At 42.0% G+C, this 22081-nt stretch carries 16 protein-coding genes; 11 read left to right on the top strand and 5 right to left on the bottom strand.

Translation table 11 applies throughout. The features are described from left to right. Nucleotides 1-145 precede the first annotated feature (145 nt). The 6 genes from CAL7507_RS24410 to minE all read left to right on the top strand — a co-directional run bounded on the left by CAL7507_RS24410 (nucleotide 146) and on the right by minE (nucleotide 5060). Nucleotides 146-808, top strand: coding sequence for a hypothetical protein (locus tag CAL7507_RS24410; RefSeq protein WP_015131159.1), 663 nt, complete (start codon nucleotides 146-148; stop codon nucleotides 806-808). 65 nt (nucleotides 809-873) lie between these two features. Beyond that, nucleotides 874-1344: a GNAT family N-acetyltransferase gene (locus CAL7507_RS24415; RefSeq protein WP_015131160.1), complete on the top strand. Its 471-nt coding sequence runs from the start codon at nucleotides 874-876 to the stop codon at nucleotides 1342-1344. A 78-nt stretch (nucleotides 1345-1422) separates the two neighbouring features. Beyond that, nucleotides 1423-2769, top strand: a complete 1347-nt coding sequence (locus CAL7507_RS24420; protein ID WP_015131161.1) for a four-carbon acid sugar kinase family protein — start codon at nucleotides 1423-1425, stop codon at nucleotides 2767-2769. Nucleotides 2770-2820: 51 nt separating this feature from the next. Beyond that, nucleotides 2821-3870 carry a septum site-determining protein MinC gene (minC, locus tag CAL7507_RS24425; RefSeq protein ID WP_015131162.1) on the top strand — a complete coding sequence of 350 codons (1050 nt, stop codon included), beginning with the start codon at nucleotides 2821-2823 and terminating at the stop codon, nucleotides 3868-3870. A gap of 44 nt (nucleotides 3871-3914) precedes the next feature. Continuing rightward, complete coding sequence (gene minD / locus CAL7507_RS24430) at nucleotides 3915-4721, top strand: septum site-determining protein MinD (RefSeq protein WP_015131163.1); 807 nt, start codon at nucleotides 3915-3917, stop codon at nucleotides 4719-4721. A gap of 33 nt (nucleotides 4722-4754) precedes the next feature. Further along, nucleotides 4755-5060, top strand: a complete 306-nt coding sequence (gene minE / locus CAL7507_RS24435) for a cell division topological specificity factor MinE (protein ID WP_015131164.1) — start codon at nucleotides 4755-4757, stop codon at nucleotides 5058-5060. Nucleotides 5061-5286: 226 nt separating this feature from the next. Here minE and CAL7507_RS24440 read toward each other — a convergent pair whose 3' ends face one another. Beyond that, complete coding sequence (locus CAL7507_RS24440) at nucleotides 5287-5598, bottom strand: hypothetical protein (protein WP_015131165.1); 312 nt, start codon at nucleotides 5596-5598, stop codon at nucleotides 5287-5289. A 493-nt stretch (nucleotides 5599-6091) separates the two neighbouring features. After that, on the bottom strand, nucleotides 6092-7408 hold the full coding sequence (locus tag CAL7507_RS24445) for a hypothetical protein (RefSeq protein ID WP_015131166.1): 1317 nt from the start codon (nucleotides 7406-7408) through the stop codon (nucleotides 6092-6094). 1012 nt (nucleotides 7409-8420) lie between these two features. On the opposite strand from CAL7507_RS24445, the gene fmt reads away from it, so the two are divergent. Beyond that, the gene (gene fmt / locus CAL7507_RS24450; RefSeq protein WP_015131167.1) at nucleotides 8421-9425 is read left to right on the top strand and encodes a methionyl-tRNA formyltransferase; all 1005 of its coding nucleotides are present in this window, start codon (nucleotides 8421-8423) and stop codon (nucleotides 9423-9425) included. Nucleotides 9426-9507: 82 nt separating this feature from the next. On the opposite strand, the gene CAL7507_RS24455 is transcribed toward fmt, so the two are convergent. Next, nucleotides 9508-9867 (bottom strand): DUF6464 family protein, encoded by a 360-nt coding sequence (locus tag CAL7507_RS24455; RefSeq protein WP_015131168.1) that lies wholly within the window; start codon nucleotides 9865-9867, stop codon nucleotides 9508-9510. Between the two features lie 670 nt (nucleotides 9868-10537). Here CAL7507_RS24455 and psaC point away from each other — a divergent pair. From psaC to CAL7507_RS24470, 3 genes are all read left to right on the top strand, one after another. After that, on the top strand, nucleotides 10538-10783 hold the full coding sequence (gene psaC, locus CAL7507_RS24460) for a photosystem I iron-sulfur center protein PsaC (protein WP_015131169.1): 246 nt from the start codon (nucleotides 10538-10540) through the stop codon (nucleotides 10781-10783). A 240-nt stretch (nucleotides 10784-11023) separates the two neighbouring features. Continuing rightward, nucleotides 11024-12910, top strand: coding sequence for a glutamine--fructose-6-phosphate transaminase (isomerizing) (glmS, locus tag CAL7507_RS24465; RefSeq protein ID WP_015131170.1), 1887 nt, complete (start codon nucleotides 11024-11026; stop codon nucleotides 12908-12910). A 99-nt stretch (nucleotides 12911-13009) separates the two neighbouring features. Further along, nucleotides 13010-13585 carry a Uma2 family endonuclease gene (locus tag CAL7507_RS24470; RefSeq protein WP_015131171.1) on the top strand — a complete coding sequence of 192 codons (576 nt, stop codon included), beginning with the start codon at nucleotides 13010-13012 and terminating at the stop codon, nucleotides 13583-13585. Nucleotides 13586-13960: 375 nt separating this feature from the next. On the opposite strand, the gene CAL7507_RS30245 is transcribed toward CAL7507_RS24470, so the two are convergent. Next, nucleotides 13961-19687, bottom strand: coding sequence for a phytanoyl-CoA dioxygenase family protein (locus tag CAL7507_RS30245; RefSeq protein ID WP_015131172.1), 5727 nt, complete (start codon nucleotides 19685-19687; stop codon nucleotides 13961-13963). Between the two features lie 689 nt (nucleotides 19688-20376). On the opposite strand from CAL7507_RS30245, the gene CAL7507_RS24485 reads away from it, so the two are divergent. Then, a complete protein-coding gene (locus tag CAL7507_RS24485) occupies nucleotides 20377-21351 on the top strand; it encodes a glycosyltransferase family 2 protein (protein ID WP_015131173.1) in 975 nt (324 codons plus the stop codon). A 118-nt stretch (nucleotides 21352-21469) separates the two neighbouring features. Here the strand turns inward: CAL7507_RS24485 and CAL7507_RS24490 are convergent, their stop codons facing one another. Beyond that, nucleotides 21470-22006, bottom strand: a complete 537-nt coding sequence (locus tag CAL7507_RS24490) for a Uma2 family endonuclease (RefSeq protein WP_015131174.1) — start codon at nucleotides 22004-22006, stop codon at nucleotides 21470-21472. Between the last annotated feature and the right edge of the window lie 75 nt (nucleotides 22007-22081).

Genomic DNA, 22081 nt, shown 5'->3' on the forward strand with positions numbered 1-22081 from the left:
ACAGAGAGGGCAATGCACATACTTTCTAGCATAGGCGATCGCACAATACCAACCTCAATCTAAGTAGAAAGTGCAAATCACGTTAACTAAGCATTTAACCTTAAAATAGATACGCAACTCGCACTTCCTCAAGGAGTATCCAGCAGTGCAGCCGGATTTAATAGGCTTGGAAATTAGTAAGGGGGAACTGAGACGTTTGACTGGATTTGATCCAGAGGACGTTTTTCGACCTTCGATTATGGCAGACAAAGAGAAGCGATTAGGGTTTTTTCTCAGTGAAGGGCTGGTGGCGCTGGCTTTGACCCCGATAATTGTCGGGTTTATTTATGCTTTTATGATTTTACCAACCATTGGTTCGTCAATTAAGCTAGGAATACTTTTATTAATTTTAGTCCCGATCGCAGTCTTAATTGGGCGATCGCTCTGGCGACGCAAGACCTGTCCGCAAGCATTGACAATACTTTTGGATGAAGTTGATGAATATCATGAAGTGGTGAAAGCCATAGATATTCATGACCAACTAGCAACATCTGGAAACTTAGAAAGCAGCATCAATGACAGAGAGCAAGTTATTGGCGCCTTACAACTGATTCGAGAAGATTTAGTCCGCGCTTTGAAAACTGAACGAATTTTGCGGGATAATAAAAAGCTGCTTGCTAATAATCAAGAGCTATTTGTCAATAATTTAGCCAACCTACAAGCCTTGCAACTTAGTAGTCAAGCAGGCGAATATGCCCAGATTTTAAATCAATCATTGCAGATTGCGATCGATGTGCAAGCAGAAATTAGAAAATTGCGGAAAGTTTGAGGAAGCATCTTTTGCGGCTCTTGGTTCTGGTGAGTCAATTTTCCCTTATAGGTAGTAGGATACTCATGCTGTCATCGGAAAAGGTCACACTTCGCCCCGCAACGAAGGCTGACGCGCCACTGTTCTACAGAGTCATCGATCAAACAATGCGTGAGTTTATCGTTGCCACTTGGGGCGCATGGAACGAAGAGCGTGTTCAGCGTGAGTCACTCGAAAACAGCGCTTCGCCAAATGCACAGGTTATCCAAGTTGGCAACGTTCCAGTTGGAGTTCTTGTGGTTGAACGAAAGCCAACGTACATTCAAGTTCAACAAATCTACCTGCTGCCCGATCATCAACGTAAAGGCATCGGCAGATATCTCATTGAGGGCATCATCGCAGAAGCAACGCATGGCAATCTTTCAGTTCGTCTCCGCGTTCTCACACTCAATCCGGCGAAGCAGTTCTATGAGAAACTGGGTTTTGTCGTCACCGAAACATCGCACGAATTCTATTTCATGGAGCGCGTACCCCTACCACGTGGTCTATTTACGTGAAAATAGCTGTATATAGCCCCAGGCTTGTAGCCTGCAGGCGATTTGCTTTAAAAGAAAACATTCGCCCTGTTGACTTAAATGACAAATAAACCAAAAATCATTGTCCTAGATGATGACCCGACGGGTTCTCAAACAGTCCACAGTTGTTTGCTGCTGATGCACTGGGATGTGGAAACTTTAAGGATCGGTTTGCAGGATGATTCGCCGATTTTCTTTGTCCTGACTAATACACGTTCCTTGACTCCAGAGTCAGCGACGGCTGTGACTAAAGAAGTTTGCCAAAATTTAAAAATTGCTTTAAAAGCCGCCGAGATTGAGGATTTTCTCGTTGTTAGCCGTTCAGATTCGACTTTACGGGGACATTATCCCATTGAAACAGATGCGATCGCTCAAGAACTCGGGCCGTTTGATGCCCATTTTCTTGTCCCAGCCTTTTTTGTTGGCGAAACCTCACGAAGTGAAGGGGGACGCATCACCCGCGACAGCATACATTATCTAATTATTGATGGTGTCCCTACCCCGGTGCATGAAACTGAGTTTGCCCGCGATTCGGTGTTCAGCTACCATCACAGTTACTTACCCAAATATGTCGAAGAAAAAACCCAAGGACGCATCAACGAGTCATCTGTAGAAAGATTTGTCCTCACAGATATCCGCAACGGTAGCTTAGAACGCTTGCTAAAACTCAGTAATAACCAATGTGCTGTAGTCGATGGTGAAACTCAAGCTGATCTCAACCGCTTTGCACTGGACTTGCTAGCCGCCGCCAGTCAAGGGAAGCGCTTTTTGTTTCGCTCTGCTGCTAGTATTTTAACGGCTTTGGCAGCCTTGCCACCCCAACCCATCGCTGCAGAAAATATGGCTGAGTATGTCCGTGGTGGCAAACCAGGGGCGGTGATTGTGGGTTCCCATGTGAAAAAGACAACTCAACAGTTAGAGGCGCTGTTGCAAGTAGAAGGGACTGTAGGCATCGAAGTCAATGTCTCTCGGTTACTTGATGATGGCGCTGATGTATCGGCTACATTACTAACCGAGGTATTAGATAATATCCGCTCAATACACGACACTGGGAAAACACCAGTGGTTTATACCAGTCGTCAAGAACTGACTTTTAAGGATGTAGAAACCCGATTAGATTTTGGGACAAAGGTTTCCGCCTTATTGATGGATATTGTGCATGGTTTACCGTCTGATATAGGATTCTTAATCAGCAAAGGCGGTATTACCTCCAACGATGTCTTGAGTACTGGACTTTCTTTAAGGGCAGCACGGTTACTAGGTCAAATCTTAGCTGGATGTTCGATGGTTTTAACACCCTCAGATCATCCCCAGTTTCCTAACTTGCCAGTGGTGCTGTTTCCAGGTAATGTGGGCGATGCTGATGCTTTAGGTACAATCTATCGAAGATTGACTAAAGAAGTATGAAGTCTAAAGTATGAAGTCTGAAGGGTGAAACTAAAGTATGAAGGATGAAGTATGACTTCTGATCCTGCTACCCCTGATTTAGAATCAAATTCTGCACTTCCTGATGCAGAGTTAACATCTACCAGTGCTGATCTAGATGCCAATTCTATTGTGCCTACTGCGGAATTAAATTCTGTCCTCCTCTATTTACAGTCCCATCCTGCGCCTCCCGATTTCGAGGTAGATTCGGCGATCGTTGATGTAGAGTTAATTCCTGCACCTGCTAAAGTAGAGTCAAATTCTTTGATGCCCGATATAGACGAAATTTCTACGCTTGCTGATTTAGATGATCTTGAATCGCCAATACTAGAGAATAGGTTAAATAAAAATATTCAAGTGCAGTTTAAAACTGAGGAGGGAAGACTATTACTAATTTTGCCAACGGAATCTCAAGTATCTGTTGGAGAATTTAATTGGGATGAAATTTGGCAACAAATTAGACAGCGCCTGCAAGGTAGCGATCGCTTCCGCAGCGCCAATACACCAGTGCATCTCCTCGCACAAGACAGGTTGTTAGATAGCAGACAACTGCAAGAACTCGCCGAGGTGTTAAGTGAAGTCCAACTTCAGCTAAAATCTGTAGCGACTAGTCGGCGTCAAACTGCGATCGCCGCCGTCTCATCAGGTTACTCTGTAGAACAACTACAGCCTGAAACTTCGCTCAGTTCCGAGTCTAAAGTGACTCCACAAGCCCCAGCCGACGCCCTCTATCTCGAAATGACCGTACGTTCTGGAGTCGAAATTCGTCACCCTGGAACTGTCATAATTTTGGGGGATTTAAATCCAGGTGGTATCGTAGTGGCAGATGGCGATATTTTAGTTTGGGGTCGTTTACGTGGAGTTGCTCATGCTGGTGCCCTTGGCAACCGTGAGTGTCTGATTATGGCTCTGCAAATGGAACCAACCCAATTGCGGATTGCGGATGCTGTAGCTAGGGCACCAGAAAAGTCACCGATGCAGTTTTCTCCTGAAGTGGCGCATATCACGCCACAAGGCATCCGCATCGCCAGGGCGATTGATTTTTCCCGAAGTCAAATCAACAGGATCACTCTGGAGCCATAAATATTTACTATAATTCCTGAACCCTAACCGAGCGCGTTTCCATCATGACTCGCATTATTGTGATTACCTCCGGCAAAGGAGGAGTGGGTAAAACCACAGTTTCTGCAAACCTGGGTATGGCGATCGCCAAAATTGGGCGTCAAGTTGCTTTAGTTGATGCGGATTTTGGACTGAGAAATTTAGATTTGTTGCTAGGACTAGAAAACCGCATCGTTTACACGGCGGTGGAAGTCTTAGCTAGAGAATGCCGTTTAGAACAAGCTTTAGTCAAAGATAAGCGCCAAACCAATCTCGTCCTCCTCCCAGCAGCCCAAAATCGCACCAAAGAATCAGTCACCCCCGACCAGATGAAGTTATTGGTCAACGCACTGGCGCAAAAATACCAGTACGTCATCATCGATAGCCCTGCGGGGATTGAAATGGGATTTAAAAATGCGATCGCCCCCGCTAAAGAAGCCTTAATTGTCACCACACCAGAAATTTCCGCTGTCCGTGATGCTGACCGGGTAGTCGGGTTATTAGAAGCACAAGGCATCAAGCGAATTCATCTGATTATTAACCGCATCAGACCAGCAATGGTACGGGCAAATGATATGATGTCTGTGCAAGATGTTCAGGAACTTCTGGCCATCCCCCTGATTGGGGTAATCCCCGACGATGAGCGCGTGATTGTCTCTACTAATCGCGGCGAACCTTTAGTATTATCCGATACTCCCTCTTTAGCTGCCTCAGCCTTTGAGAACATTGCTCGTAGATTGGAAGGGGAAACAGTGGAATTTCTTGAGCTGGACTCATCCCACAACAACATCTTCAGCCGTCTAAGAAGATTGTTGTGGACTAAGATTGTTTAACTTCCCTCGACCGTCTCCGCAGACCTATTTCCAATGATTCTCGAACTTCTAGAACGACTTTTTACTCGCTCTCCCGACACCAGTCGCACTCATGTTAAACGTCGCCTGCAATTAGTGATTGCCCATGATCGTGCTGACTTAGATCCTCAGACATTAGAAAAAATGCGGCAAGAAATCCTCGAGATAGTCTGTCGCTATGTCGAAGTTGATACCGAAGGTTTAGAGTTTTCCCTAGAAAGCAACCAACGGACTACAGCCTTAATTGCTAATCTCCCGATTCGGCGGGTGAAAGAACCTGAAGATACACCAGAATTAGAAAGCACGGAGCAATCTATGTAGTTTTACTAGTTCAGAGTTATGATATTTTGACCAAAAGGACGATCAATGCCAAGGAGTGAGCGATCGCTATTTTCTGGTGAATGTGAACACGTAGAGATAGGAATAGCATTTTTCATCATCTTGATAATTGGTAATTAAGAAATTTATGCCAATTTTAGTATTATTGATAACGTATAAATTATTTGTCGAGGCTACCGACTGTTTTGGACTATTGCACCATCCTGAATCATTCCTCACTTCTGCCATTGCCATTACGCTGCTGACCTAGCAGATATTCCCAAATACGACGGCTTTCAGCTTGGAACATTTCGCGATCGATTTCGGCGTTTTGGATGGAGTGCATCACGATATCTGTAAGGCTAGTCACATCGTCCTTGAGGCTAGTCACATCGTCCTTGAGGCTAGTCACATCCTCAGTTAGTCCATCAGTCCTTACAGTCAATTGAGCAATTGCTATGGTGTTAGCAGCTTGTTGCTGGGCGACTTGTTCAAGGATGGCTTCGATGCGATCAAGGCGGTTTGGGGAGGTTTCGCTCATACTGCTCTCTTCTTTTGGGTCACGAATGCAGAGTTTTTAGGACATGAACTAATGATAAAACACTTACACCAAGAGGCTTTCCATAAGAGGCAAGGGAGCAGGGACAGGGGAAGCAGGGGGACATTCAGATAGGGATTGTACCTAGGGTGTTGACTCTGTGCCTTTTTAGCAATTAAAAAATCATGCAAAATATGTCTAGTAGTCTGTCAGGGTTGAAATGAGGGACTGTAGTGTGAGCGTCTCGCTCACGCGGGCTTTTCGGCCCGCACTACCAAAAACCCCTCAAAACAAAATTGACAAACCACTAGTCATTGCGAGCGGAGCGTTCGACGAAGTCGTTCTTGTACCCCGTAGGGGATCTTGCTACGCATAGCGTCTCCGTCAGGAGAAGAGTAGCAATCACCGGGATTGCTACAGCTAACCAATTTTAATCAAAAAATTTCCCGTCGTCAGTTACAACCAACAACGGGATTTTTGCAAATATCATAATCAACTATCGAGAAGCGACTTGTGGACCTGCCCAAACTTCTGTAATCTTGTCACCGAAAGTAACCGGCTGATCTGCGGCTGTAGTGACAGTCTTACCATCACTAGCAACTTTCATCAAAGGCCAATTTTCTTCTCCTAATTCGCCAGCACGGAACAGCGCATTATCAGGTTGGCTTTTGCTCCAGCCTAACAAAATCGCAATCCTTTCATGGTCATCTTGATGAGCAGCGGGAGCAACAGTGTTGGCGCGACTGTTTTGTCGATCCCAAATCACTGCATGATCTGTCGCCTCGGCTGTATTAAACACACCTTCAAACTTGCGTGCTAAAAAGCGATCGCCTTTTTCTGACCAACTAACAGGAACTAATACCCCAATTGTCCCATTGGTTTCACTTTGTTCGGATGCCGCCTTAGCCTGTAATAGAGAATCACTCAGGATGGAAGTGGAAGCGATGACTCGCAACTTCCTAGTTTGTGTATCTTCTACAAACAAAACACTAGTAACGCGGCTGTTGTACATTTCGGGTTTTACTTCTAGTTTCACCCTGCTATAAACAACATACTTACCATCTGGAGACACCACCGGTACACTCCGGTAGTAGCGCACAGCCGAACCCCCCTTGGAACCAATAGCCTCCTGAGTAGCTGTAATCCATTTCCAAGGAATGGGATGAGGACTACCTAAAGGATCTGTTTGTGCTGCTTGTTCTCCGTCAACTGGTTCAGAAACGGGTACTTCCGCCTGAGCTTTTGGCTTCAGATTGGGTGCAGTTTGAGTGGCTGACAATGATTGAGCAATAGACACATCTCTGGGTAGAGAACTATCTTTTCCTGACAATGACTGGACTTTTGCGGCTCTTAATCTTTCTACTAAATTTTGCTCACTCACAGACTCTTTTACAGATGGTGCGAGTTCAACCGCTTTTAGTAAATCGGGAGCAGCTACATTGTTGTTTGATGGAGAATCATCTGTTAAATCAATCGAGTCTCCAGCCAAAGACTCAACTTTGGACGTTGGTAATAGTTGCGATTCCCCAGCAAATGCTATTCCTAGTAGCTCAGAATCGGCTCCTCCAAATGCGGGATCATTTTTCCCTGCTTTTAAAATTTCCGCCAGATTAAGTCCACCAAAAGTAGCCTCTTCTGTGGACATTGAGCCAGACTGCCCATTATTAAATGTATTTTTTGCTACTTCTGACTGCTTCGCCGAAGTAGAGTGCCCAGAAGCCACTACTAAGGGCGCAATAAGTATAACAACTACAACGTATTTGAGAAATGGTTGTACGCGGAACCATCCTGACAGCAAAAGAGGTTTAAGCATGTGTTGACTCTCCAGAGGGGCGGTTGCTGTGTGGGAAACAGCCAAGGTAGCAATGGGGCAGGCTATGATTATATGTATAACAAGAAACTAAAAGCTTTAGGAAAATAATTTCTTTAAATTTAGTAATGCTATACAAAAACTAGTATCATAATTAACGCCTTAATTAGGAAAATTACTGCTGCTATGAGATAGCTACAATCACGATAGTGATGCAGGTGAGCTAAACCATTACTACACAAAATAGACAAAATAGACCGTCTCTGACCTTAGTAACCGACCACACCAGAACACAAGTACCTTTAAACGAAGTTTTTTAGTCTCGCTTAACTTGGTGCTAATTACTGACTGTCGGGAGTCAGATAGTGGAACCTTCGAGAGATCTGGAAGCACCAACTCTCTAATGCTCTGACAACAGCGTAATTAAATACGACCACACAATTGAACCAGAGGCACGGGCGCAGAGGGGATAGTAAATATGAGGGAACCCCACCTGTTGCGTTAGCTTCCCGTAGAGTAATCAGACCATCCGCTCTGCTCAACAGCAGGAGGATGGGGTCATTTTCCCCTGCTCCCTGCCTCTTCATTGAGGCGTTCTTTAAAAAGCTAGCAAATTTGACGCACCAAATAATAATTACTTAAGAGCGTACTAGCATCCACCCAATTAGATCAGTTGCAATCAGTTTAACAACGGTTGAGAGAAAACAGCACTATCTTATAGATGTGAATCCATCTAAAGCCGAGTTCAAGGGAAAAACAAAAACTAAACTGCGTGGTAGATGCACAACGGCTGGTTTTAGACATCAACAAGGAACTAGGCTAGCCAAAGCCAGAAGCAGTTATTACTAGCTTATCTGCTTGCTAACTTATTATTCAGTCTATCAAGAAACTTTTAGTTTCACCAATACCAGACCACTTTAGCACCAAAAAAGTAATTTATTTAAAGATTGTGGATCAAATTATGTGCTAACTTCCGGACTGAGATTGATTGAGTCCATACTCTTAGGATCATGTGATGAAAATCGTATTTTTTGGTACTCCCCAGTTTGCTGTCCCCACTCTAGAAAAATTACTGAAACACTCCGATTTTCAGGTATTGGCAGTTGTCACCCAACCTGACAAGCGCCGGGAAAGAGGGAATAAACTTACACCTTCACCCATAAAAACCCTGGCTATTGACGCTCATCTACCAGTGTGGCAACCAGAACGACTGAAAAAAAACACTCAGACATTAACGAATCTTAAAGAATTAGACGCAGATGTATTCGTCGTTGTTGCCTATGGACAGCTTTTATCGCCAAAAATTTTGGATATGCCAAAGTTGGCTTGCGTGAATGTGCATGGTTCAATTTTGCCTAAATATCGGGGTGCTGCGCCTATTCAGTGGTGTCTGCACAATGGCGAACTAGAAACGGGGATCACGACAATGTTAATGGATGTAGGAATGGATACGGGAGCTATGTTACTAAAAGCGACTACACCCATTGGATTACTTGATAACGCTCAAGATTTAGCTGTAAAGCTGGCTGAAATTGGTGCTGACTTGTTGGTGGAGACTTTGTTAAAGCTGGAACGCCAAGAGATTGAACCAGTTCCTCAAGAAAATTCGGAAGCAACTTATGCACCTTTGATTCAAAAGCAGGATTATGCTTTGGATTGGTCGAGAAGTGCTATCCAATTACACAATCAAATCAGAGGGTTTTATCCTAACTGTATTGCGACCTTTCGCCACCAACAACTGAAAATTACCGCTACTGCTCCTTTTGACTTTGACTACGTTCATGAGCTACCACAGAAGCTCCAAGAAGCTTATCATAAATTGCCTGATTTATCAAATAAAGTGAGTAGTCCGGGAGAGGTGGTAAGCATTGTCAAGGGAGTTGGCGCAATTGTTCAAACAGGCATTGGTTTGTTGTTGTTGCGAGAGGTTCAGCTAGCCGGCAAACGTCCCCAGTCAGGATGGGATTTTGTGAATGGGACTCGTTTGACTGTAGGGGAAGTGTTTGGGAATGGGGAATAGGGAATGGGGAATGGGGAATGGGGAATGGGGAGATGAGGAAGAAATAATTAATGACTAATGACTAATGACCAATGACAATTACTCATACTGTTAAATTTTCATAAAAACGACAAGAATCACAGGGACCATTTGGGTTGACTGCACAGCGCATGATTTCTGATTGTGCATTGTAGCTACAGGTAGCATCCCCCACTACCCAGCGTCCCGCGACTAAACTTTTTTCAGATGGTCTTTGAGCAGACTGTACATAAAGAATGATGTTGTGTAAACGGTAGCGCCCTGCTCTGAGTTGGTATTTGTGGCGGCGCTCTAAAACTGCATAGGTTTTGCCTTCAAAATCGAGATAGTTTCCAGGCTGGGGTGTCCAATCAAGTTGCACTCTACCGAGTTGCTGACACGGATGTGTCAGAATTACCTCGGTTGGTAAAGAGTTTGGTTCCATAAGCTTGTGTGATTTGATTTACATTATAAGAATGGTATCGCAATCATCCCTTTAGCTTACTGGATTTAGACTATAATTGGTGGTTAACTAAAATTTTATGGATATCTGAAAAATATTTTAGATGTCTAAAATGCGATCGCCTGAAGTGGGTGTTCTGTGACGTGACACTAAAGGTCGCAAATACATAATTTATATTTGTAAGAATATCTGTTGCTGAAGATACTAAAAATTTTGGCGACAACATATCTTTACATAACAGCAGATCTCAATTTTTTGATTGACCAAATGCTATGATTAGCATCGAATCAGCCTAAAACTTCAACTAATTCAGAACCTTAAATTTAATTTTGAATATGGGCTGAGGTAGTTAACTAAACATAGGCGACTGTTTTCCGTTCGCTCTTGATGGATTGACTTTAGTTACATAAATCTTCACAATTCCAATCCAAGAGCAAAAAGTCAGCGGAGTCAACACTCACCTATGAAGTTGCTGATTTATTGGGGAATCTGGTGATGGGGACGGCAATTTAAAGGCAAATTTTCTTGGATGCTTATTACATTGTTTAAAGTTATGTAGCCTTTTGATTACTGACCCTCAGCCACTGCGGTAAACTATGCCTTGATTATGATTCCTTCGCAGAGAAGAACACTCGAAAGGAGCTTGTTTTCAATGTCTCATGCCGTAAAAATCTACGATACCTGCATTGGCTGCACTCAATGCGTCCGCGCTTGCCCTACTGACGTGCTGGAGATGGTTCCCTGGGACGGCTGTAAAGCTGCTCAAATTGCCTCTTCACCCCGTACAGAAGACTGCGTAGGATGCAAACGCTGTGAAACTGCTTGCCCCACTGACTTTTTAAGCATCCGGGTTTACCTGGGTGCTGAAACAACCCGCAGCTTGGGTCTAGCTTACTGAGGAATTTACTTTAATTTCCCATTTGGCTCGCCATTAAGTGTCTCATTAGCAAGCACCTTTAGCACTGTAGGTCGGGGAAAACCCGACCTACAAGGATTGCCTTTTTAGTGTAAAAGCTCAAAATCCATAAAAATAACTACTGTTACTGGGAGCAATTTGCTCCTTTTTTTTGGCTAAATGCCATTTTTATGGTAGCAACTATACTGGATGAATAATCCTGAAACTGGAGCGGTGTGAGTCATGTGCGGAATCGTTGGATACATCGGTACTCAAGTAGCGACAGAAATTTTACTAGCCGGGCTAGAAAAACTAGAATATCGTGGGTACGATTCGGCGGGAATCGCTACTGTTTGGGAAGGTGATATTAATTGTGTGCGGGCAAAGGGTAAATTGCATAACCTGCGTTCTAAACTCGAACATATGGAAATCCCCGCTCAAATTGGTATTGGTCACACTCGTTGGGCAACTCATGGTAAACCAGAAGAACATAACGCCCATCCCCACCTAGATACAGCAATGCGAATAGCGGTAGTGCAAAATGGCATTATCGAGAACTATCGCGAGTTACGGGAAGAACTCAAACAAAAAGGACACCAGTTTCGTTCGGAAACCGATACAGAAGTCATCCCCCATCTGATTGCTGAATTTCTCAAAAATCTTCCCTCTCCGGCGCTTCCTCTCTCTCCCTCTCCCTTTTTAGAGGCGATTCGCCAAGCAGTTCAGCATTTAGAGGGTGCATTTGCGATCGCAGTTATTGCTGCTGACTACCCGGATGAACTGATTGTAGTCCGCCAACAAGCACCTTTGGTGATTGGTTTTGGGCAAGGAGAGTTTTTCTGCGCTTCCGATACACCAGCGATTCTTCCTTACACCCGCGCGGTGCTACCCCTGGAAAATGGCGAAATTGCCCGTTTAACACCCCTGGGTGTAGAGATTTACAACTTTGCAGGCGACAGGTTGAAGAAACAACCCCGACTACTCAACTTGAATCCCACAATGGTAGAAAAACAGGGATTCAAACACTTCATGCTCAAAGAAATTTATGAGCAGCCAGGGGTGGTGAGAGCTAGTTTAGAAGCTTACTTTACTGGTGATGGCAATTTATCACCAATTAATCTGGGTTTACCTGAGGAATTTTACGCAGATATTGCACAAATTCAAATCGTCGCCTGTGGTACTAGTTGGCACGCAGCATTGATAGGAAAATATTTAATTGAACAATTAGCAGGGATATCCACGCAGGTACACTATGCTTCTGAGTATCGTTATGCACCATCACCAATCATTGCTAACACGTTAACTATTGGTGTCACCCAATCTGGTGAGACTGCTGATACACTGGCGGCTTTGGCGATGGAAAAAGAACGCCGCCAAGGTAAAGAAGACAAGTATCAAGCGCGACTATTGGGGATTACCAATCGCCCAGAAAGTAGTCTTGGTCATTTAGTACCGCATATTATTAGTACACTGGCGGGAATTGAAATTGGGGTAGCAGCTACAAAAACTTTTGTCGCCCAACTGATGGCGTTTTATGCTTTGGCGCTAGATTTAGCAGCGCGCCGTCAGACAGTTTCCCCAGATAGATTAGCAGAAATTATTAACGGACTGCGAGAGATTCCCAAGGAAATTGAAGCCACATTAGAAAGCCAAGAACGTTTAACTGAACATTTAGCACATGAATTTGCAGACACGCAAGATTTTATCTTTTTGGGCAGGGGAATTAACTTTCCTATTGCTTTAGAAGGAGCATTAAAATTAAAAGAAATTAGCTATATTCACGCCGAAGGTTATCCCGCCGGAGAAATGAAGCATGGCCCGATCGCTCTATTGGATGCTAAAGTACCGGTAGTGGCGATCGCAATTCCTGGTAGCGTTTACGAGAAGGTGATTTCTAACGCTCAGGAAGCCAAAGCTAGAGATTCGCGGTTAATTGGGGTGACTCCTGTCAATGATGGAGAAGCTGCAGAAATTTTCAATGACCTAATTCCCATTCCCAAGGTGGAAGAATTACTCTCCCCCATTCTGAGTGTGATTCCTTTGCAATTGTTGGCTTATCATATTGCAGCCCGTCGTGGTTTGGATGTTGACCAACCCAGGAATTTAGCCAAGTCTGTAACAGTAGAATAAGCTATTGATAGAGGTAGTAGTGTTTAAGCGCTACTACCAACCAATGTGCAATTCCTCACGATCTTTTGAGAACGACCTCAAAAAAACTTTTTACTAGAGATGACACAGACAACTACAGAGCGTCTATACTCTTTTGAAGAATATCTTGTTTATGACGATGGTAGTGATAACCGTTATGAACTGGTGGATGGGAAACTAGAACTTATGAATCCACCAACTTTCAGACATATACTAATTTCTAAATTTATTGAACTGGCATTTGACACAGAAATCAATCGCTTGAGTTTACCTTGGCTATGCTTTCGAGAAGCAGGAGTGAGAACGGGATGGCGGAAGTCAAGATTGCCTGATGTTTATGTTGTCACGGCTGAACAGGTAATGGAATATCTTGATAAGTTGGCTGTTTGTCAGTCTGCACCAATATTAGTAGTAGAAGTTGTCAGTCTGGATTCAGTGAAACGTGATTATCGCTATAAACGTTCTGAATATGCAGCGTTGGAGATTCCTGAATATTGGATTGTAGACCCAATAGAGTCAAAAATTACGATTTTATTGTTATCAGAAGGATTGTACGAGGAAAAAGAATTTAGCGATAGTGAGCAAATTGTATCTGCAACTTTCCCGGAAATGGCGCTGACAGTTGAACAAGTATTAGCTGCGGGTAAAATTGAGTAGAAAGTAAAGATTTATCAATACAGCACTTCCTGCTGTTATGAGGTACAGTTTTTTATCCCCAAGCCAGTAGGGGCGGGGTTTTCCCGCCCTCGATGGTGTTGCATTCGACTGAGAACCGCTGTATCGGAATCGTTTTCCCAGCCACAAAACCAACAATGATTCCCATCAGAGCGTAGACGCTTTTGCAGAGCATCTTGTAGAGAAGCGGCTTAAAAAAGACGTACAATACTCTACCAAAATGTGGATCGCACCTACTAGCTAACACTATAGCAATTCTCGGTTACGTGAGGTACACCCGTAAGGGCAGTGCCGTGCCCCTACAGCTTGCGATATAATATTGCACTGCATCTGAATGGGAACCGCTATATCTTAAATCTACCTGAGTGCAAGTAATAAAACTGCAGTTGCTAATTCATTGTCAATTTCTGATTTAATCTGAGTTTGACGCGTTTGGATGGCTTCAGTAATAATGTTTATCATCTCAACATTACTAGAGCCAACTCTTAACTTAGAGTCAGTCGGATAACTAATATCTTTCTCAACTGCAGTCATCTCCGGAGAAAATAGGGCTTGACAGTCAAGGTACTGGATAAATTGACTAGAGACTGTGGAGTAATTATCACTTTGCGAATTGGATTTGCCAGTGTGAGTGCAATCAATAAAAGCAACTTGAGGAAATTCAGCACGGAGTAGAGGGAGGAAGTAATAGGCGATTTCTGTGTGAGAAATTACAATAGCATCGATTTGACGAGATTGGATAAGATGGCGGATAAAAGCCAACCAGTGTACTTCATCTAAGAAATTAGGTAAATGAAATATGTTTGGTGTGAGACGATAAAAGGAATCGTAGTCAGGATGCTCTGATTTTAAGGTTGTAGCGATCGCTATTTCATATCCTTCTTTTTCCAGCAGCGTGACTAAGCCAAGATGGAATTGATCAACATAGGTGTTGGAGAGGGAAGGAAAGAAAAACAGCAGACTTTTTCCAGAATTGTAGTGATTTAGGGAGTTTTGGACAGCTATTTGATATTTGAGTTGCTGGGGGTTAAGTGGTTGGCGGTTGAGAGCAATGTTTTGAGTCGGGGTGCTATTAAAAATTTCCGGGTAACGCGACTGGATTAATTCAGTTACTCGCTTTACTTCCCCAGGGTTTTGCTCGACAAAGTTAATGCGGCGATTGCATTCTAGATATTCCGGAATTGTCCATCCTTGTTGTTGATTGGCGATCGCTTTTAGCCACCGTTCCCAATCTGCATATAACTTTAAGTCTGCGTCAAATCCCCCTAGTTGCTCAAAATCGGCTTGACGATACAGTAATCCTCCTATAAGCTGATTTTCGCACAAGAATGCAGCAGGTTGGCTAAAGCCACTATTCCGCCAGTATTCCTGTGCTTGAAAGATAGCAGAATAGGAGTTAACAAAGGAAAATTCGGGATGGGTTTCTAAGAACAGAACACTTTTTTCGATGCATGTAGGCTCAATAATGTCAATTAAGTTGAGAAAAAATAAATATTTGCCTCTAGCTTGAGCGATCGCTGTGTTGCGTCCTGCTGCATCACCTTGGTTGTTAAGATGGGAGAGGACTTGGATTTTGTTGGTTCTGTGAGACAATGACTCAATAAATGCGATCGCATCGGCGTTTGTCAAGCCGTCATTGACAATAATCCATTCAAAATTTTGCCAGGTTTGATTAATTACACTTCTGTAGGTAGTTTCAAAATACTGATAGTTGTTAGGAAACACAGAAATAATCGAAACTATAGGAGCTTCAGAAGCTTCAGGCTGAAAAAATCTCACTTTTTGACTAGCAATCAAAGCCACAAAATCTCGAATCCGAGTGTCGGAGTTAACTTGATTGGCTAACACAAGCGAGTCGGGCTTTTTCCCACCGAGAAGCCGTTTAAATTTTAACCAAGCACTGCGGAGTTGCCAAAACTTACTCGCAGACATCATCATACTGAAAGATTGCCATCGTTCCCACTCCAACTCGGCTTTTTGCTCTCTCAGCATCCATGTCTGCCATTGTGCTTCTAACCAGTCTTTTCCAGCTTGTAGCTGCTGATTCCAAGCTTGTAAGCTTTTTAGGGTTTCCTGGGTTTGCACCTGTTCATCTTGAAGTTGCTGTGCTTTTAGCATCCATGTCTGCCATTGAGACTCTAACCAATCTTTTCCAGCTTGTAGCTGTTGATTCCATGCTTGCACGCTTTTGAGAGTTTCTTGGGTTTGTGTAAGTTCGTCTTGAATTTGCTGTGCAGTTAGCATCCAAGCCTGAGACTGAGGAGATAAGTTCTGGTTATTTTGATGAGTAAATGGGGATAGTTTATCTAAATTTTGCTGTTGTAGCAGTTGCTCGACACCTGTCAGCAGAAAATTAAGCTGGCGTTGATTCCACTTCGCAGGCTCGATTTGGTATAAGTATTGCCGCAGATAATAACGTTCTTTAGCAGTATTAATTTTTGACTGAGAATTTTTAGTGACGTATAGGGGATAAGAGTAGTAGGCAATTTCTTTACCAGTGGCGATCGCTGCTGCTAAGATGTGCCAATTGAGAGCTAACAATCCTCTTTCTGGGAAGTAGCGAAATTCTTGCAGCAGTTTGAGAGAGAATAACGCAGATATATCTTGGTTGTAGTTAAACTCCAGCAACTTGAGCAAGGAACCATCGATGAAGGCTATCGCTTCTAGTTCTCCATCCTCTTGCAGTGTAACTTGCGGACATGCTACCACATCTGCATCAGCATTAATCGCCGCCGTCACTAACTTTTCTAGCATATCTGGTAAGGCAATATGTTCTATAGCCAACTGTAAAACATACTCTCCTGCTGCTAATTCGACTAAGTAGTTATAACTTTCTCCCAAACTCCAGTTCGCATCTAAATTTAAATATTTATAGCTAGGAAACTTAGTTTGAGCTTGAATAATTCTTTCTTGTAAATACTCATCAGATGATTCTCGATACCCGATAATCACATCAAAATTCTTATAAGTTTGGGCAGCAAGACTTTCTAAGCACTCTAATATAGTATTTACTGTCTGCCAGCAGACAATAGCAATTGTGACTTTAGGAGTTTGAGGTTCTTTAGGAGCGGCATTAATAAAAGCTTGACTCATATACTCTAATCTTTGGTTTAGCAGACGTTGATTGACTTGTTCTAAAAATTCATATTGGGGAATTAATGGTTTTTCAGGATAAGCATTAATTGCCTCGGTTATAGTTTGAGCGAGGGAGTAGGAATTTGCTGGGTGAAACCAACGCACGCAGTCAGAACGCTCGATTAAATTTAAAGTTTCTTGGAATCCACCCGTATCTGAAACCACTAAACTAACGGGTAACTGTCCCATTTCTAATCCCGTATTGGGAAAGTTTTCTTGGAGGCTTGTTAAGCAAACAATTGGGTGATTTAATTCAGTAATAAATCTAATTGCATCTTGACTGGATAAATTTGGTATTAAGTTGTAGGTTACATTACTATCAAATTGTTGTTCGATATATTGCTGACTATCTAGATGTTGTAGTTGGGAAGATTGCAGGGGAATAATTTTTCCCACGAAAATAATCTGAATTCTCTCAACTAAAATAGGATGCAGTAATTTGATTGCTTCTACAAAAGTGCAAAGTCCTTTTCTCTCTTCCAAACGACTGAAAAATACAATGGGGATTTTATCTACCCTGAGATTAATTTGATTGGCAAAATTCTCACTTTTACCCTGCTGATTTATAGTAGGTACAAAGTATGGTAAATGCTGGGACTGGGATATTTCCCAACCATAACTTGCTAATTTTGACCTGAGGAAGTATGAAGGAAAGTAAGCGATGTCTGCATTCTCATAGGAAAATTGCTCGTAGTGGTAAGCTTGCCAAAACCACTGGGGTTGCTCTAGGGTATATTGACTATTAACCTCGCGCAACCATTCAAAGCACCCATGAGCAGTGACACCGATAAGACAACTGTCACCCAGCAATCCAGTTTTCTTAGCTTGAATTGTGCGATAGCCAAACCCCCAAATGTCTGGAAATTCTACATAAACTACTGCATCTGGCAAGCTAGAGACGACTGCTTGAGTGAAGAATAAACAACAGCAACTCTGATAGTCGAAGCTATTGTTAATTGCATCTTGTTGCGTTGTCGCTAAAATTTGATGATGAATTGGTTGGAGATTTAAAACCTGTTTGATTTCGTGAGTAGAGAAGACGCAATCTACATCAGGAAAGCTTGCTTCTCCTTGAAAGTCAGATTCAGTTTGACAAAGCAGTAGGATGACATACCAACCATCAGATTTAAGTTTCTGACTTAAGGTTGTATAGTAAGTGCCTATGCCACCATTTTGAGAAAAACCTTCAAATTCATTGCTGACGAGGATTACTACTTTTTGAGGGGGGGGGTTAAGTTTTTCTAAAAACTGAGCCTGAAAATTAATTTCAAAGTTTGCCCAATTAGGAACTTTTAAATTGGAATTTTTTGTCCCTAGTTTTTTTACAAGTAGCTCTGGTGTTAGGGGGTCAACTTCATAATTAACAGCACTTAAGCTTTTAACTCCTGTTGGCTTTTCAGACATTATGTAACTATCATAAAATGTATCGTTGATTTCAAAAACCTCTATTTCTTCGGAATCTTTAGACTCTGTATAGTAAAAATAAGTTGGACTATTCTTGGGAGCCAATATACAAATAGCTACCAATCTTTCAGCAGCAGTTAAATTTGGCTGGGAAGCATGAAATAACCGTTTATCATAAATCAGTGCCTGTCCTGCTTTCATAGTGACACTAGTAAGATAGTGTTGCTGCATGAGCGATAGAATTTCTTGACTATAAGGAAATACATCAAAGGCAAGAAAATGTCTTGGCTTTGAATTAAGCAGATGACTTTTTGGGACGACTTGAAGGCAGCCGTTCTGCTCGTCAACATCAACTAAAGGGCACCAAATCCCAAAGGATTTCAATGATGGTTCATCTACATTTGATGGGTCTTGATGTAAAGACTTTTCACCGTATGCTAGAGATGGTTTTTTGTTTAAAAAACTACAATAAATGATTTTATATTCAGGAAATAAAGATACTACTTTAGCATAAAAAATATCTTTTATTTTCGGAATTAATAATTGGCGATAGGATAAGTCTGAACTGGATGTAGTGGCAGCTAAAATATGTTCTTCTAAGTCTTTGGGATGAGATGATTTTTGATATAATTTTAGCAAAATTTGTATTTCATTTTCCTGAAGAAAATCAATGACTGCATATCCTTCTTTATCAAGCTTTTGATAAACGGCTTTATCTAATTTAGATTTTCCTTCTTCGAGCTTTTCTATAAGTTGTTCTGGCATCAATGGGTCAACTTCATAATTAAAAGTGCCCAATCTTTTCACACCCTCTGGTCTTTGTCCAACAATGTAGCGATCATAAAATTCATCCTCTACCTCAAATACTTCTAGCTTTTCAGAGGTTAGCGTCTCTCTGTAGCAAAAATGGGTCAAGATGTTTTGAGGAACTAAGCTGCATATAGCTGCGACTCTTTCAACAGTAGTTGTATTAGGTGGCGATCCGTGAAAAAGTCGCTTATCATATACTAGCGCTTGTCCAGCTTTCATCGGGATACTGCTGAGATAATTTTGTTGTAAAATTGACAGTATATCTTGACTGTAGGGAAAGCCATCAAAAACAAAAAATGGTCTAGGTTTTGAATTCAACAAATGGCTTTTTTTGACAACTTGAAGACAGCCATTTTGCTCATCTACATCAATTAGAGGACACCACACTCCAAAGGATGTTAAAGATGTTTCATCTACTAAAGATGGGTCTTGATGGAGAGGCATTTCACTCAATAATACATCAGGGCTTTTAAAAACTAAATTACAAAGCACTATTCTATATTCGGGCAATAAAATTTTCAATTTGGAAGTAAAATGTCTTTTTACTTCCTGAGTAAGTAGCCTCCGATATGATAAATCTGAGGTACTTATACTAAAAGTCATACTGGTAGTTGCCAAATTATTAGGAAAAGAATACTTTTCGTTAAATTTGAGGAGGCTTTTTACTTCAGTTTTATTGAGAAATTCAATGACTGCATATCCATTCTTTTCAAGTTCTTGATGAATTTTACGCATTTGAGAATAATTCCGCTAAATTAATAGTGTCAGTGTCTTTAAATTAACTACGTTATTTACGTAGATAGTACTTATATTATTAAATACTTATTGCTGATTGAACTCAGAGAAAGTATACTACTTCAGAAGCATAAATTTTTAACAGACATGGCAAATGCTTGACAGTATACACTTTCCAGTCTTTACCACTTCTGTTTCCAGAGTATTTTTTACATTTATTAATTTTTGGTAAGGGTAGCTAAAAGTATCACCTCTCTTAGAGACATGGATTGAAGAATTTAGGAAAAATGTCAAAAAAAGTACACATAATTATGAAGAAAAGCTAAAAAATCGAAAAGTGGCTTGAAATTTGTGGATAATTCAATTGCCAGTAACCGGGGAAAGCGTTCCAGATGTGTGAAAGCATAAATCGTGAGAAATCAGATCCCCGACTTAGTATGCTGCTGGCGAATCAGGGGTAAGATCCTTCCTTATCCGGGAGCATCCCATTTTGGAATAAGTAGTGTGAGCGTCTCGCTCGCATAATAGATTCAAGCGAGCAAGATGCTCGCACTACAAAATCAATCTGCCAAATTGGGATGCACCCCCTTATCTCGAAATCCTGCCGTCATCCTACAAAGGTGTGGGCGATATGTTGCTGTGTGCGATCGCTTCTAATTATCAACGAAATTATCACGAAATTATTTTTAATGTCATATCTTTCTGCAACTGTGATTATCTGTACTGTAGACAGGTGTAAATTTCTCTCAAGAGTGATGAGTGCCGTTTCGCTTTGGCGATGTTCTTTTCAAGAGCTGATTGTAGTCGTTGGCCCGGCACAAGATGATACCAAGTTAGTTTTATTAGAATATAAAGATATTATTAATCAGGTGATTTTGACTGAGCAAAGAAATGTGAGTGTGGCTAGAAACTTAGGTTTAAAAGCTGCAACAAAAGACATTATTTTTTATCTTGATGATGATGTTATTCCTCCCGACAATTGGATAGATTTACATTTACAAATTTACCGAGAACAGGGAGCAAGTTGTGGTTGTGTGGGTGGAGCAGTTATAGATAAAACTCAACCAAATGGTGCATTGCAATTTGCTAGAGGCGTCAATAGTCGTTTGAGCGAATCTCGACCAGTTCTTTGTACGACAGAGACAACTAGATATATCTCCAACCCTCAATGGTTTTGTGGTGTAATGGGAGCCAATGCTTCATATAAACGAGAAGCTTTAGTGAAAATTGGCTATTTTGATGAGTTTTTTGAATATTTTTTAGAAGAAACTGATGTCTGTTTGCGTTTGTTGGAAGCTGGTTACATGGTTGATCATACAGATGTGGTTGTAGAACACTATGTGCAACCTAGTCATAATCGCCGCGATCGCCGACATCTCACCTGTTGGTATTCTTTAGCTAAAAATACTACTTACTTTGCTTTAAAACACGGTTGTCAAAAACTACCTTTCCCAATGTTTTTAATCCGTCTCACTTTACTTCTGATCTACCGTTGTTTGTTAAGAATTTTACGCCTTAAGTTTACTCACAATCTGCCTTTTTCTTTGTTATTTCAATATATTAAAGATTCTATTGTCGGTGTTCGTCACGGCTGGGAGGCTGGAATGAAATTGCATAATCCTCAAGACTGGACAAATGAGAAAATGAGAGTAAAATTAGGATGATGCTGTACCAAAAATTAGTTGCTCTCAAACCATTTTTCTTTTTCTTTATGAGTGCCTTTTTACTTTTTACTTTTTACTTTTGCCTTGTTCGGTGACTGAGCGACTGAGAAGAAACGAGCTATTGTCGGCGAGTCATAGCCATTAAAGCATTAACCGTAAGTTCGGGTAGAATACCTAAGCTTGGCAGAAAGTCTGCTCCTGCAAATACTATAGGTAATTCATCTCCTTGCCAAACCCAAATCTGCTGACGAGCGAGATCGATTAACCAGGCTAGTTGCGTTCCGTTGCTGAGGCAGTGGAGAATCTTGTTTTGTAAGTCTAACGTGCTTTGGTCGGGCGAACGAATTTCAATTAACCAATCTGGCGCTCCATTAAATGGGTCATCCTCATCAGTCAGGCGATGGCAGGCAACGATCGCAATATCTGGCACTGGGGAGTAGGGAGGTACGATGCAGCGTAGCTCTTGCACGGCTTCAAATTCATCGGTGCGATCGTTGATATAATTGACAAGGTTGCGTTGTAGCCGTGAGTGAAAGAGGGTTGGCATTGTTTTTTGCACGGCTCGCCCATCAATTAATTCCCATGCAGGAGAAGCCTCAATATTGGGTTGAGCGAGAAACTCTGCAAGCGAAATTGTGGCGATCGACTGGGGCATATCTGTTGACAAAATTTTACTATGCTTGCCTGCACGAACTCTGGCTATATTTCACAATGATACCGCTTTCGAGCC

The organism is Calothrix sp. PCC 7507, from assembly GCF_000316575.1.
Taxonomy (GTDB): Bacteria; Cyanobacteriota; Cyanobacteriia; order Cyanobacteriales; family Nostocaceae; genus Fortiea.